Source organism: Fuchsiella alkaliacetigena (genome assembly GCF_023227765.1).
GTDB classification, from domain to species: domain Bacteria; phylum Bacillota; class Halanaerobiia; order Halobacteroidales; family Acetohalobiaceae; genus Fuchsiella; species Fuchsiella alkaliacetigena.
Genome location: NZ_JALKBZ010000001.1, coordinates 99,904 through 114,023 on the forward strand (window position 1 = coordinate 99,904; position 14,120 = coordinate 114,023).

Sequence of the window (14,120 nt, forward strand, 5' to 3'; positions counted from 1 at the left end):
TATTACTCCTTTAAAAAGTTATCAGCTATCTGCTTCGGGTCAACCACCTTTATATCTTCAGGTACATTTTGCCCGTTACTAATATAAGAAAGTGGAATTTCAAACTCCTCAGTTATATTCAAGATAGTTCCCAAAGCATTAGTCTCATCTAGCTTAGTAAAAATAAATTTATCTATATCTACACTTTTAAACTTTAATACTACATCTCTAAGATCAGCTAATTTAGTAGTAGCACTTAAAACCAAGTATGTTTCATCGATTTCAGCGTTCTCCATTAAAGCAGTTAACTCCGACATCTGCATTTTATTTTGCTGACTTCGACCAGCAGTATCTATTAAAACTAAGTCCTTATCAGCAAAGCGCTCAATAGCTTTAACCAAATCACTAGGAGTAAATACCACTTCCAAAGGCACTCCAATAATTTCACTATAAGTTTTTAACTGCTCTACAGCAGCTATCCGATAGGTATCGGCTGTAACTAAAGCCACTTCTTTCTGCTCCATTAAATTAAACTTAGCTGCTAGTTTAGCAATAGTCGTTGTCTTACCTACTCCAGTTGGCCCTATCAAAGCTACTACCTTTGAGGTATTATTAAGCTGCAAAGGAGCAACTGGACTTAGTCTCTGCTCTATCTCTTTTACTAGTAAAGACTTCACTTCTTCTGACTCTTCAAGTTGATAAGGATCAGCTTTTTTAGTTAATGAAGTTAAAATATCAGTAGCTAATTTATTTTTTACTCCTTTAGCTAATAACTTATCAGCTACCTCCTGTAAAGAGGGAGGCAAATTCTGATATGAACCGCTCAAGCTTTTAGTCTCTAACTCCTGTAACACATTACTCATCATATCCTTCATTTGTGCTAATTCATCTTGTAATTTAAGATACTCTTCACTATTATTTTCCTTTTTTTCATCTTCTACAGTAGCCACTATCTCTACCATTTTCTTACCAAAAAAACCCATGAAGCCACCTTTTTTCAACTTGCGTCTATGCAAAATAATAGCCTCTGGGCCCAAATCCGCCTTTACTTTAAACATAGCTTCCTGCATACTCTCTCCACGATAACGCTTAACTTCCATCTTATATGCTCACCATCCCTACTGTTTGCACATTTAAGTTTGCTTCCAGTTCATTAAATGATAATACAGTTAAGTCTGAAGAAATCTGTTGGGTTAACTTCTTAAAGTGGTGCCTAATTACTGGCGAAGTCAAGACAATAGGGTCGTAACCCTGGTTCATCATCTGCTGTATCTGCTGCGAAAGGTTCTCTAATAACTGCTGTACCCTATTGGGGTCCATACTCAAATATGACCCTTGTTCAGTATGTTCAATAGAGTTAGATATCTGCTCCTCCAATTCTGGAGCTAAGGTCAACACATAAATACTATCCTCTTCATCTTTATACAGCTTAGAAATCTGCCTAGATAAACCTTGACGCACATACTCCGTTAAGATATCGGTATCTCTAGTATTTCGGGCCCGATCAGCTAAGGTTTCTAAAATAGCTACTAAATCTCTAACCGGAACTCCTTCTTTCAATAAGTTTTGTAACACCTTCTGAATCTCACCATAAGACATTAAATCAGGAATTAACTCTTCAATAACTGCTGAGTAGTCCTCACGCAGATTATCAATTAACTCCTTAACCTCCTGTCTACCTAGCAATTCATGTGCATGACCTTTAATCAGCTCTGTTAAATGAGTTGCTATCACCGAAGGAGGATCTACAATAGTATAGCCAGCTAACTCAGCTTCTTCTCGTTGCTCCTCACTAATCCATAAAGCCGGCAGTCCGAAGGCTGGCTCGGTAGTTTCAATTCCTTCTACCTCCTCAGTTACCATCCCAGAATCCATAGCTAAGTAATGACTAGCCATAATTTCATAGCTAGCAATTTCAATCCCCCGTAAATTGACTCGATAATAATTAGGCTCTAACTGCATATTATCTCTAATCCTAATCGGCGGAATAATAATCCCTAACTCTAAAGCACACTGTCTTCTGATCATCGAAACTCTATCTAATAGATCTCCACCCTGTTCAGGAACCACCAGCGGAATTAAGTTATAACCAACTTCTACCTCCATCGGATCAACCCTTAATAGTTCCTCCACATTTTCTTGCTGCTGATACTTAGCAACCTCTTCCTCTTCTTCGCTTACTAAGTCCTCTTCTGGCTCTAACTCCTGCTGAGTCTGATATAAGATATAGCCTAAGCCACCTAAAAGAATAGCTAACAGCAAAAATGGTATTGTAGGTAAGCCGCTTACAAAAGCAAAACCGCCTAATACTGCTGCTACAATTAAAATACTTTTGGGTTGTGATAGTAACTGACTAGATAAATCGACTCCTAAATTGGACTCCGAAGCAGCTCTAGTAACCACAATACCGGTAGCTGTAGAAATCAAAAGTGCTGGTATCTGACTAACTAAACCATCTCCTACAGTCAACAAAGTATAGGTTTGCAAAGACTCACCCACCGGCATCCCTTGCTGTAAAACTCCAATAATCAAACCACCAATTACATTTATTAAAGTAATTACAATTCCGGCAATAGCATCTCCCTTAACGAACTTACTAGCACCGTCCATCGCTCCGTAAAAGTCAGCCTCATCTCTAATTGCCTGCCGCTGCTCTCTAGCTTCAGCCTCAGTAATCAAACCAGAGTTTAAATCAGCATCGATACTCATCTGCTTACCCGGCATAGCATCTAGAGTAAAACGAGCAGCCACTTCGGCTACTCTTTCGGCACCTTTAGTAATTACTACATACTGAATTACAACTAAAATAACGAAAATTACAAAACCAACTATATAGTTACCTCCAACTACAAACTCTCCAAAGCTTAAGATCATTTCTCCAGCATAGGCTTCTCCTAAGATCAATCTAGTAGTAGATACATTCAAAGCTAATCTAAACAAAGTAGCTACTAATAAAAGACTGGGAAAGACTGAAAAGTCCAAAGGTTCTAAGGTATACATAGACACTAAGAGTACTGTTAGTGCAAAGGCAATATTACAGGCCAAAAGAATATCTAACATGAAAGTAGGTAGAGGGACAATAAACATGACTACAATCATTACTACCGCTAAAGCAAAAGCAACATCTACATAATCAGTTAGATTAGCTCGCGGTAAGTTTTCGCTCGGTGTAGACATCATTAGTACCCCCCTTCATCGTTTAACTGGTATACATAAGCTAATATTTCAGCAACAGCTTGATATAGCTCCGTTGGTATTTCTTCTCCAATTTCCACACTTCCATATAGGGCCCTAGCTAGAGCCTTCTCTTCCACAATCTCAATCTCAAATTCTTCGGCCTTAGCCTTAATTCGTTCTGCCACTTCATTTTTACCCTTAGCCACCACTATCGGCGCCTCCATAGTCTCAATATCAAACTTAACAGCCACCGCAATATGAACTGGGTTAGTAATTACTACATCAGCCTCAGGAACATCCTCCATCATCCGCATTTGAGCCATCTTCTGCTGCTCTCTCTTAATCCTTTTCTTAACTTCTGGATGTCCTTCCCGCTGCTTTCTTTCTTCCTTAACCTCTTGTTTAGTCATCTTCAGATCCTGTTCGTGCTGCCATTTCTGATAAGCAAAATCTGCAATTCCTAAAATAATCAGCACTAAAGAAACTCTAACAGCTACATTAAAAATCAATCTTCCTAAAAACTGCAAGGCTCCACCTAAGCCCATAGTTCCTAAAAGAAGTATACTCTCCATTTCTGCTCTAATAGTCAAATAAGCTACCACCCCTACAATGGACACCTTCAACAAAGACTTAACTAATTCTACTAAAGTCCGTAAAGAAAATATTCTTTTCAAGCCAGAAATCGGATTTAGTTTACTTAATTCCGGCTGAATAACCTTCGGAGTAAATAAAAAGCCCACCTGCACTATTCCTAAAGCAACTCCAATTACCATTATAATTAACATAATCGGAAAAATCAATCTGATTCCAAAAACTACTACTTCCATTAGAATAGAGTTAAAGTTTTGCGGAGTCAACTCCCAAGTCATGTAATCAGTAAAAAACTTACGCATCAAATATATATTATCTCTTAATATCCCTTCCATTAAAAAGAACATCAATAAAAAACTAAATAGAAGAGTAAAGGCCATAGATAGATCTTGACTTCTAGCTACCTGCCCCTCTTCTCGAGCTTCTTCGCGACGTTTCGGGGTCGGTTCTTCGGTCTTTTCTTCTGTAGACATCTTACTATCCCCCTAAGTCACCCAAAATTGTAATTATTTGATTAATATTACCAAACATCTCTCTAAATAAGCTTCGATAAGTAGATACATAGATCGGAATCAACATCGAAAGTACTAAAAAGCCTACTAACATCTTAGTAGGTAAACCAACTACAAAGATATTCATCTGTGGTACAGCTCTAACAGCTAAACCAAAAACTAAGTCTGTCAAAAATAAAACAGCAATTAACGGCAAAGCAATCTTAAAGGCAATTGGATAAAGCTCTCCTACAATCTTCAACAGTTCTACAAATAAATTATCAGTCAAAAGCAACTCTGTTAAAGGTACTACTGTAAAGCTTTGAGCTATTGCTCTTAATAAAAAATGATGACCATTAAGCACTAAAAACAATAAAATAGCTAATATATTTTTAAACTGTCCAGTTAAAGCTGTAGGACTAGCATGTTCGGGATCCATTATATTGGCCATAGCTAAACCCATTCTCATGTCTAAAAACTGACCTGCTAACTGAATAGCAACAAATAATAAGAATACTATAAAACCAATAATCAAACCTATAGTTAATTCTCCTAATAGGTCTATAGCTAAAAAGAAAATATTAGCAGGTAGTTCTAAATAATCAACGGTAACTACATTCCTTAAGACCAAAGTTACCATAAAAGCAAAAGCTGCCTTAACACGTTGAGGTATAGCTTGACTACCATAAAAAGGAGCAATTAAAAATAGGCCTATTACTCTGCTCATTATTAGCATTGCTTCATAAATTATCTCTATTAGTTCTAATTCCATAGGCTTAACTCCTATACTCCGACATAATTAGGAATATTAATAAATAATCTACTTACATAATCCAATAAAGTATTTAACATCCAAGGAGCAAAAAGCATTAAAGCTCCTAATACAGCTAGGATTTTAAAAATAAAGGATAATGTCTGTTCCTGCACCTGGGTAGTAGCCTGAAAAATACTAACGGCTAATCCCGTAATTAAGCCTAAACCTAACATAGGAGCAGTAATTAAAAGCACATGAATCAAAGCTTCTCGACCGATATCTACCACCATCTGCTGTGTCACTATAAACACCTCTCCTCAAGCTAATTAAAGGTCATTACTAGAGATCTAATTACTAAGTACCAACCGTCCACCAATACAAATAGCAATACCTTAAAAGGCAAAGAAATCATAACTGGTGGTAACATCATCATTCCCATAGACATTAAAACACTAGCTACTATCATATCAATCACTATAAAAGGTAAATAAACTATAAATCCAATTTGAAAAGCCATCTGCAGTTCACTAATTACATAAGCGGGAATTAAAACATAAGTTGGCACTTCGTTTTCATTAGCCGGTCTCTCCAAATCAGCTAAGTCAATAAATAAGGCTACATCCTGCTCTCTAGTCTGATTAAACATAAACTCCCTTATAGGTTCTATTGCTTCTTCATAGGCTTCAGTTTGATCTATTTCTTCAGCTAAATAAGGCTGCACTGCATTATCGTAAACCTGACCCCAAACAGGAGCCATAATGAAAACACTTAAGAAAATAGCTAAACCAATAATCACCTGATTGGGAGGCATAGTCTGCGTTGCTAAAGCTCTTCTAATCAAAGATAAAACTACTACTACCCGCACAAAGGAGGTCAGCATTATCAATATTGCTGGGGCTAAAGAAAGAACAGTCAACAGTAAAATAATCTGCAAAGGCAGCACTAAGTCCTGATTACCATCGGCATTATCTATTTCTAGATTAATATCAGGAATATTAAAGGTAGGCTGAGCTTGAGCTATACCTTGGCTGGCTATAACTATCAACAGTACTACCGCTAAAATAATTAAGATTGATTTATTTCTATTAATAATCATTATTCTAGTCATCCTTACTAAAAACCTTCTTTAGTCTTTCTAACCAGTATTCATCTTTAAATTTATCCTGCTCCTTGCTTAATTCGGCCAAAGCTTGAGAATCACTTAACTTAGCTAAAAGTTCTATCCTTTCAGAACTGATACCCAAAACCCAGTACTCATCCAATACCTTAACTAAATAAAGTGCCTGCTCTGAGCTAAAGTATAACTTCTCCAAAATCTGTAGCTGCTGTCCAGTTCCAGATAACAGGCTTTGCTTCTTGATAAATTTAGCTAGGAGTATAATTAAGGCAATAATTACTGTTAAATAAAATAACATCCTTATTAGTTGCCAGGAAAAGTTCATCTTAACACCTCTTATTTACTTAAAACTTTATCAATAGCCTGAATAACTCTTTCCTTTTGAAAAGGCTTAACTATAAAACCTTTAGCACCAGCTCGAATAGCCTGCACTACCATTGAATCTTCCCCCATTGCACTACAAATCAAGATATTGGCCTGAGGGTCTTCAGCAATAATTTCCTTAGTAGCTGTAATTCCATCCTTCTTGGGCATAGTTATATCCATAGTAACTAAGTCTGGGTTTAATTTCTTATATAATAGCACCGCTTCTTCACCATCAGCAGCTTCACCTACCACTCTAAACTTATTCTCTATTAATATATCTTTAATCATCATCCGCATAAAAGCCCCATCGTCAACAATTAAAATCTTTTTGCCCATAACAGACCTCCTACAGACTATTCAACCTTTCTTGAGGGCTAACTATGTCGGTAACTCTAAAGCCAAAGTTTTCATCGATTACCACAACCTCACCTTTAGCAATTAGCTTACCATTAACTAATAAATCCACCGACTCTCCAGCTAACTTATCTAGCTCAATTACAGAGCCATTTCCTAATTCCAGTACTTCTTTAATTAACATCTTAGTCTTACCTAGTCTAACAGTAACCTCTAAAGGCACATCCTGAATCAAAGCAATATTGCTAGGAATTTCTGCTTGCCCTCCTGCTCCTAGCTCTGAAAACTGTACCGACTGCACTTCCACATCTCCTTGGCTACTCACTGCTCCACTCTTGCTAGCAGCAATAGACTGTTGTCCGGGTTGTTGAGCTGCCGGGCCCTGAACAGGCTGCTGAGGCTGTTGTTGGGTCTGCTGAGCCGCCACCTGTTGTTGCTGTTGTTGAGGCGCAGCTTCTTGAGACTGTTGTTGAGCTGCTGCTCCATTATCACTAACCGCCACTTCTTCTTGAGCTTCTTCTTCCTCAGATCCTGGATCCATTAGATAAGCAACTAACTCTTTAGCAAAATCAATCTCCATAATTTGAATGATTTCACTATCGATTAAATCACCAATACTGAGATTAAAGGAAATCTTAGCTATATCACCTTCAGGGTCTAAGCTTCTTTGTTCGACTTCATCGGTGTTTAAAGTCAATAATTCAGCATTAGGTGGAGAAATATTCACCTTTTGTCCGTGCATAAAGTCCGACATAGAAGTAGAAGCTGAACCCATCATCTGATTCATCGCCTCTCCAACTGCACTTAAATGAAGATCCGTTAACTCCTCGTCAGGCTCACTACCATCGCCACCCATCATTAAATCAGCGATAATAGCCGCATCTTCAGTCTGAATTATCAGCAGATTAACCCCTTCCAAACCTTCAACGTAGTCCACATCAACCAAAACACAGGGGCGTTCATACTCATTAATCAGCTTATTAAAGGTAGTAATCTTAACTTCCGGAGCTGTAATCTCCACTTGCGTATCTAATAAGCTATATAAAGCTGTAGCAGCAGAGCCCATAGATATATTACCTACTTCGCCAATAGCATCCTTCTCCATTTCATTCAATAGCTCTTCTTCAGCAGGCTCATCTGCATTCGGAGTAGCTTCTCCATTTTGCTGTTCTTCATTTTCTTCTCCATTATCATCATCTAATAAAGCATTAATTTCATCTTGAGATAAAACGTCATCACTCATTTTCTTCCTCCCCTTCATCAATCACAGAAGTAATTTCCACTGCTAGCTTGCTTCCTCTGACTCCAGGCCTTCCTTTAAACTTACTGCGTTTACCAATCTTAATCTTAGCCTCTGTCGAAGCACTTTCATCCATTCTAATCACATCACCAACCTGTAAATGTAAAAGATCAGCTACTGTAATTTCAGTGCTAGCTAAATCAGCAAATACAGGCAGTTTAGCCTTGCTCAAACGCTCCTTTACCTTTTCAAAACTCTGTTCATCTTGACCTCCACTAGTAGTAGAAAACCAGTACTGAGCATTTAACTTAGAAACTACTGGCTCTAGAACAATATAAGGAATACAGATATTAATTAAACCTTCTGCCTTAGCTATTTGAGACTCAAAAGTAGCTAAAATCACCATATCATTACTAGGTACAATTTGAGTAAATTGAGGATTAGAAGCTAACTCTTTAATTCTAGGTCTTAAATCAATCACATTTTCCCATGCTTCTATAAAGCTATCCAAACTCCTGGTTAAAACCTTTTTAATCACCATCTCTTCAATATCGGTAAAGTCACGAGTGGTTTCCAAGGGAGTTCCTTGCCCACCAAATAGCCTCTCCACAATAGCATAACCTACTTTGGGATTTATCTCCAAAATAAATTCACCCGCTAAGGGATTAAAGTCACAGATGCTCATAATTGTCGGCTGTGGTAAAGAACGAATAAATTCATCATAGGATAATTGCTCTATAGAGTTTAACTCCACTTGGACAATACTACGCAACTGAGTAGAAAGATTAGTAGTTAACAAACGAGCAAAGTTTTCATAAATCATCCGCAGAGTCCTAAGCTGATCCTTAGATAGCTTATCAGGATGCTTAAAGTCATAGTTAACCACCGATTTCTCTTCACTTTCTCTTTTGATATCCTCTGCTTCAACCTGCCCAGTATTGAGATTGTTAACTAAAGCATCTATCTCACTCTGAGATAAAACTTGATCTCCGGACACCTTCTACACCTCCCGATTAACCTTGGATCACAAACTCAGTAAAGAAGACTCGACTGATCTCTCCTTCTGGTATGTATTGGTTTAATTCTTCTTTGATTTCTTCTCTTAGGTCTCTAGCTCCAGCCGAAGTATTAATATCGCTTTTACTTTTATCACGCAATATAGAAATCACTTTATCTCTTACCTGCGGATTACGCTTTTCTAACTCCTCAATAACAGCTTCATCATTAACTTCTACTGCTAAAATCAAGCGCACAAACTGTCTATTATCAGCAAGATTGACAATAAAGTCTCCTACTTCATAGGTAGGGCCCAACTCAGTAACTGATCTAGTCTGCGGTTCACCATTGCTAAGCATCCCTCCTACCTGTCTTAACATAAAGTAGGAAGTACCAGCAGCAATCAATAACGACAATATTACCATTATAACTAACATTAACTTAAAATTACCAGTTTCTTCACTCATTACAATCGTCGCTCCTTTCTTACTCTAGTGCATCTTCCTCCAGTTGACCTTCTTCTAATAGATCTGCTTCTAATTGTTCCAATTCATCCTCATCTAATTGGTACTCATCCAGTTCATCTTCTCCTAATATCTCTTCATCTATCATACCCTCTTCTACCTGTTCGCGTAAAACAATCACGTCAACTCTCCTGTTTTGAGCCCTATTCTCAGCAGTATCATTAGGAGCAATAGGTCTATACTCCGAATAACCTGCTGCCGAGAGCTTAGTAGCCTCTAAACCCTGCTCCTCAATAAAGTACCTGACTACATTAGTAGCCCGGGCAGTGGATAGCTCCCAGTTAGAAGGAAAACGTTCAGTACTAATTGGCAAGTTATCGGTATGGCCTTCTACCATTATCTGATTTGGAATCTCAGCCACCAACTCGGCTAACTCACCTAAAACTGGAAAGGCTTCCTCCCTAATCTCAGCCCTACCTAAGTCAAAAAGCACCTTACCGGTAAATCTAATCATTAAACCACGGTCAGTCATTTCTACATCAACTTGATCCTCTAAACCTTCCTCGGCTACATACTGAGAAATGCTCTGCTCTATATTATAAAGATCATGCATTCCTACTTCTTGATCCATTACTCCGGCAGTAATCAACTCTGCATCAGAAATTGTTTTCCCGCCTTCTAAAATACCTAGTCTACCTCTCAAGGCATCCATTACTGCCTCAAACTGATGTTCATCGATAGTGGAAAAGGAAAACAAAAGTACAAAAAAGGCTAATAAAAGGGTCATCATATCTGCATAAGTGACTAGCCAATTACTTCCATCGCCACCACCGCCTTTATCTTTAGAACCTTTATTACGGCTCGGCATCGGCATCCACCGCCATTCCCTCTAGTCCATCCTCTGTTTCTTCCTCTACTTCCTCACGTAAAGAACTAGCTAAGAAGGCTTTTAACTTTTCTTCCACAATTCTAGGGTTTTCTCCTGCCTGAATCGAAAGAATTCCTTCAATCATGACTTCTTTTACTAAAATTTCATCTTCACTCTTAGACTTCAGCTTTCTAGCTAAAGGAATAAAGACTAAGTTAGCCATAAGTGTACCATAAAGAGTAGTAATCAAAGCGGTAGCTAGACCTCCACCTACTCCTTCTGGGTCTTCTAATTCAGTTAACATCTGAATTAAACCAACTAGCGTTCCAATCATTCCAAAGGCCGGAGATAAATCCCCCATAGTTTCCAGTATACCTCGGGTTTCAGCATGACGATCATTTAAAAAGATCAACTCTGTTTCCAAGATACTTCTCACTAACTCTGAATCAGTTCCATCAACTACTAACTGAATTCCTTTTTGTAAAAAGCTATCATCCAACTGCTGAGCCTCATCCTCCAAAGCTAAAAGACCCTCTCGACGAGCCTTTTCCGCAAAGCTAACTAAAACTGAAATCACCTCTCGGGGATCCATCTCTTTTTTATAGAGCGCCACTCGTAAGGATTTAGCCAAATCCCGAACCTGCTCAAAGGAAGAACTAAGCAAAGTGGCACCTAAAGTTCCGCCAAAGACTATTAAAAAGCCATTGGCACTAAGAAAGATAATTATTTCTCCTCCGAGCACTATGGCCCCGGCAACCAAAATAGCTCCTACTAAAAATCCAATTATAGTTGCTAAATCTAAGTCCATGATTTCACCTCATTTCTACGACTTAATAACCTCCAGGGTTTTATTTATCTCCTGTTTATAGTCCACCACTCGCTCCACTATACTGGCTGCATCTTCTTGCACTACTATCTTGCGGCCAGAAGTTAAAGAGACTACAGTGTCGGGAGTAGTTTCTACCAACTCTATCAGTTCAGCATTAATCACCAAAGGGGTACCGTTTAGTTTAGTAACTTCAATCAAAGCACTCATCCTTCCTAAGTCTTAAGGAGGGCCTAAGAGTTAACTCCCAGGCCCCTATCTATTTTATCTCTTCAAGTTAACTAAGGTCTGTAGCATCTCATCGGTAGTAGTTATAGTCTGCGAGTTAGACTGAAAACCACGCTGAGTAGTAATCATCTCTGTAAATTCCTCCGATAAGTCAGCATTGGACATCTCCAAAGCCCCCGGACTGATCATTCCTCGGCCACCAGTACCCGGCATTCCTATTCGCGGATCACCGGAGTTATTAGAAACTGAAAACAGTGTATCTCCTTCCCGACTTAAACCGCCCGGATTACTAAAGGTAGCCGTACCAATACTGGCTAAACGGCGGTTATAACCGTTATCATAAGAACCAGTAATAGTACCAGAACCGTCTATAGTGAAGTCTTCTAAACTACCATCGGTATAGCCATCAACATTTCTAGTATCGGCCGACATGTCGGAAGCAAACTGAGTAAGCCGTGAAAAGTCCATCCCAATCTCTAAGTCAGATACCGTACCACTCATGTCTATCTCTATATCCATCACCTGATTTCCCTCTAACTTACCGTCTGAATTGAAGTTAAGTGCAAACTCCGAATCCCATTCCTCATCTTCCAAAGTATCACCATCCAAAGATAAGTTAGCAACTGTCCATTCATTGTAATCGGTTTTAACTAAGTCATAACCAAGTGAGTGCTCGTTGCCCTGCGAATCAAAAACATTAGAATCAATACTACGCCGAGCATTGCTCTCATAGCTAATGTCAACATTTTCATATCCATCAAGCCAATAATCACCATCTTCATCGTCAAACTCAATACCATCAATTATTTCTCCATCCGGAACATCAAATTCTTCTACTCCATTTTCATCAATATCTACTGTAACAGTAACTGTCTCGTCTTCACTTGGGTCATCCACATTAGTAAAAGTAAGATCCCATTCATTAAAATCATCACCACGTTCTACCTCTATATCATATGTATTATTATCACCTTCAATTTGATTAGCACTCAAATCCAAATCATTCTCCTCTGAAGAGTCCAGGTTACCATCATAAGATACATTACGCGTTGCTTCAGCATCCATACTCTCCTCTAAAGTAATCTCTTCTAAATTATCAGCACTAGTATTTTGAATCTCCCCATCATCATCAGCTAACCAACCTTGGACTCGATAACCATTAGAGGAGTTAACTAAATAACCCTCTTCATCAAAGTCCAAAGCTCCGGCTCTGGTATAAAAGTTCTGTTGGCCATCGTTAACAATTAAAAAGCCCTCACCCTCTACAGCTACATCGGTCATCTGACCGGTGGACTGAGTACTTCCTTGAGTCATATTAGTATCTATACTAGCTAACTGAGTTCCTAAGCCTATCTGCTGCGGATTAGTTCCCCCGCGGCCGTCCTGCGGAGCCGAAGCTCCCTGCAAAGTCTGACTGAGCAGTTCACTAAAGTTAGCTCTACTACCCTTATAGCCTACGGTATTAACATTGGAAATGTTATTACCCACTACATCCATCTTATCCTGGTGGGCCTTAAGCCCGGAAACACCAGCGAACATCGAACGCATCATAGTTTCATCAACCTCCTGAGATATTTTATTACTTACAAGCACCGCCGCCATCGGTTGGCGGTGCAATGGCTCCCTCATAGAGGTCCAGCCATTTTAGTCCATTACTACTGCACTATCGATATTAGTAAAAACATTCTCCTTCATATTTTGATCGTCCATAGCCGTAATCACCGTTTTATTCTCCACGCTGACCACATAAGCCACCTCATTTACCAAGATCAAAGACTCCTTAGCTCCCTTATCCTCGGCCTTATCCACTGCCTGCTCCAGCTTATTAAGATCCTGCGGAGTTAAGTCAATATTGCGTGAATTAAGTCTCTGCTTAGCGTGACCGGAAAACTTGATTCCGCTCTTTTGCTTTAACTTCTCTTGCAGAACTTCATTAAAAGAACCTTTAGCTCCGCTTCCCGGCTGAGTCCTTTTCTGTTGCTGAGGATTTTGTAGCTGCTCTAAGGGCTGATTACCATAAATTCGCTTACTCATAGTAATCACCGACTATCTCTTTTATGCCCTCAGCATCTTCCTCCATAATCATCTCTTCAACTTCTTCAACCTCTTCCTGGCTAAGAACTCCATCCTCTATTAACTGATTAACCTTTTCAATATACTCTTCATCAATCCACTGCTCATCTTCAATCTCTCCGGCAGTCCCAATTACCTCTTTCAAACTACCTATATCGAACTCCTGCCCTTCAATAACTAACTTAGCTTCACCATCGTCCATCTTAATTCTTTCAACAACTCCTGTTATCTCTTCGCCATCACTACTTAAGACCGTTGCTTTTCTATCAATTAAACCTCCTAGTTGAGATAGTTCTTGCATCTCCAAAAACTTATTCATACTTTCATTCATGTTAGTCATCTGCTCTAAAGAAGTAAACTGCGCTGTCTGAGCTATAAACTCCTTATTATCCATGGGCTCTAGGGGGTCCTGATACTGCATCTGAGTAACTAACAGCTTCAAAAAGTCATCCTTGCCTAGCTCAGAGCTCTCACTCTCAACCTCCGTCGGCTCTCCAGTATAAGTATCACCTGGCGCTTCCACAATACCTCCTGACTGACCTGGAGGTGGTGGGTTTACAGTATCTCCTGTTTCAGCTGTGCTTCCTACCTGCATC

17 protein-coding genes are annotated in these 14,120 nt (G+C 39.0%); all 17 read right to left on the reverse strand.

Features of this window, described 5'->3' with window-relative positions; translation table 11 throughout:
• Nucleotides 1-2: 2 nt before the first annotated feature.
• Entirely contained in the window at nucleotides 3-1,079 is a 1,077-nt protein-coding gene (gene flhF, locus MWH30_RS00470; protein WP_248662078.1) for a flagellar biosynthesis GTPase FlhF, read from the reverse strand.
• A gap of 1 nt (nucleotide 1,080) precedes the next feature.
• On the reverse strand, nucleotides 1,081-3,156 hold the full coding sequence (gene flhA, locus MWH30_RS00475) for a flagellar biosynthesis protein FlhA (protein ID WP_248662079.1): 2,076 nt from the start codon (nucleotides 3,154-3,156) through the stop codon (nucleotides 1,081-1,083).
• A gap of 2 nt (nucleotides 3,157-3,158) precedes the next feature.
• Nucleotides 3,159-4,220, reverse strand: coding sequence for a flagellar biosynthesis protein FlhB (gene flhB, locus MWH30_RS00480; protein WP_248662080.1), 1,062 nt, complete (start codon nucleotides 4,218-4,220; stop codon nucleotides 3,159-3,161).
• Between the two features lie 4 nt (nucleotides 4,221-4,224).
• Nucleotides 4,225-5,010: a flagellar biosynthetic protein FliR gene (gene fliR / locus MWH30_RS00485; protein ID WP_248662081.1), complete on the reverse strand. Its 786-nt coding sequence runs from the start codon at nucleotides 5,008-5,010 to the stop codon at nucleotides 4,225-4,227.
• 11 nt (nucleotides 5,011-5,021) lie between these two features.
• Nucleotides 5,022-5,294, reverse strand: coding sequence for a flagellar biosynthesis protein FliQ (gene fliQ, locus MWH30_RS00490; RefSeq protein WP_248662082.1), 273 nt, complete (start codon nucleotides 5,292-5,294; stop codon nucleotides 5,022-5,024).
• 20 nt (nucleotides 5,295-5,314) lie between these two features.
• Nucleotides 5,315-6,088 (reverse strand): flagellar type III secretion system pore protein FliP, encoded by a 774-nt coding sequence (gene fliP, locus MWH30_RS00495; protein ID WP_248662083.1) that lies wholly within the window; start codon nucleotides 6,086-6,088, stop codon nucleotides 5,315-5,317.
• A 4-nt stretch (nucleotides 6,089-6,092) separates the two neighbouring features.
• Complete coding sequence (locus MWH30_RS00500) at nucleotides 6,093-6,434, reverse strand: FliO/MopB family protein (RefSeq protein ID WP_248662084.1); 342 nt, start codon at nucleotides 6,432-6,434, stop codon at nucleotides 6,093-6,095.
• 11 nt (nucleotides 6,435-6,445) lie between these two features.
• Nucleotides 6,446-6,811 carry a response regulator gene (locus MWH30_RS00505; RefSeq protein WP_248662085.1) on the reverse strand — a complete coding sequence of 122 codons (366 nt, stop codon included), beginning with the start codon at nucleotides 6,809-6,811 and terminating at the stop codon, nucleotides 6,446-6,448.
• A 10-nt stretch (nucleotides 6,812-6,821) separates the two neighbouring features.
• Nucleotides 6,822-8,072: a flagellar motor switch phosphatase FliY gene (gene fliY, locus MWH30_RS00510; protein WP_248662086.1), complete on the reverse strand. Its 1,251-nt coding sequence runs from the start codon at nucleotides 8,070-8,072 to the stop codon at nucleotides 6,822-6,824.
• Nucleotides 8,065-9,066, reverse strand: a complete 1,002-nt coding sequence (gene fliM / locus MWH30_RS00515; protein WP_248662087.1) for a flagellar motor switch protein FliM — start codon at nucleotides 9,064-9,066, stop codon at nucleotides 8,065-8,067. Before fliM ends, fliY begins: the two co-directional genes overlap by 8 nt.
• Before the next feature lie 16 nt (nucleotides 9,067-9,082).
• Entirely contained in the window at nucleotides 9,083-9,532 is a 450-nt protein-coding gene (locus MWH30_RS00520; protein ID WP_248662088.1) for a flagellar basal body-associated FliL family protein, read from the reverse strand.
• A gap of 19 nt (nucleotides 9,533-9,551) precedes the next feature.
• A complete protein-coding gene (locus MWH30_RS00525; RefSeq protein ID WP_248662089.1) occupies nucleotides 9,552-10,403 on the reverse strand; it encodes a flagellar motor protein MotB in 852 nt (283 codons plus the stop codon).
• On the reverse strand, nucleotides 10,384-11,205 hold the full coding sequence (locus MWH30_RS00530; protein ID WP_248662090.1) for a motility protein A: 822 nt from the start codon (nucleotides 11,203-11,205) through the stop codon (nucleotides 10,384-10,386). The genes MWH30_RS00525 and MWH30_RS00530 overlap by 20 nt, the downstream gene beginning before the upstream one ends.
• A 15-nt stretch (nucleotides 11,206-11,220) precedes the next feature.
• Complete coding sequence (locus tag MWH30_RS00535) at nucleotides 11,221-11,424, reverse strand: flagellar FlbD family protein (protein WP_372494105.1); 204 nt, start codon at nucleotides 11,422-11,424, stop codon at nucleotides 11,221-11,223.
• A gap of 63 nt (nucleotides 11,425-11,487) precedes the next feature.
• A complete protein-coding gene (locus tag MWH30_RS00540; RefSeq protein WP_248662092.1) occupies nucleotides 11,488-13,080 on the reverse strand; it encodes a flagellar hook protein FlgE in 1,593 nt (530 codons plus the stop codon).
• 15 nt (nucleotides 13,081-13,095) lie between these two features.
• Nucleotides 13,096-13,485: a TIGR02530 family flagellar biosynthesis protein gene (locus MWH30_RS00545; RefSeq protein ID WP_248662093.1), complete on the reverse strand. Its 390-nt coding sequence runs from the start codon at nucleotides 13,483-13,485 to the stop codon at nucleotides 13,096-13,098.
• Nucleotides 13,478-14,119, reverse strand: a complete 642-nt coding sequence (locus tag MWH30_RS00550; protein WP_248662094.1) for a flagellar hook capping FlgD N-terminal domain-containing protein — start codon at nucleotides 14,117-14,119, stop codon at nucleotides 13,478-13,480. The genes MWH30_RS00545 and MWH30_RS00550 overlap by 8 nt, the downstream gene beginning before the upstream one ends.
• Nucleotide 14,120 lies beyond the last annotated feature (1 nt).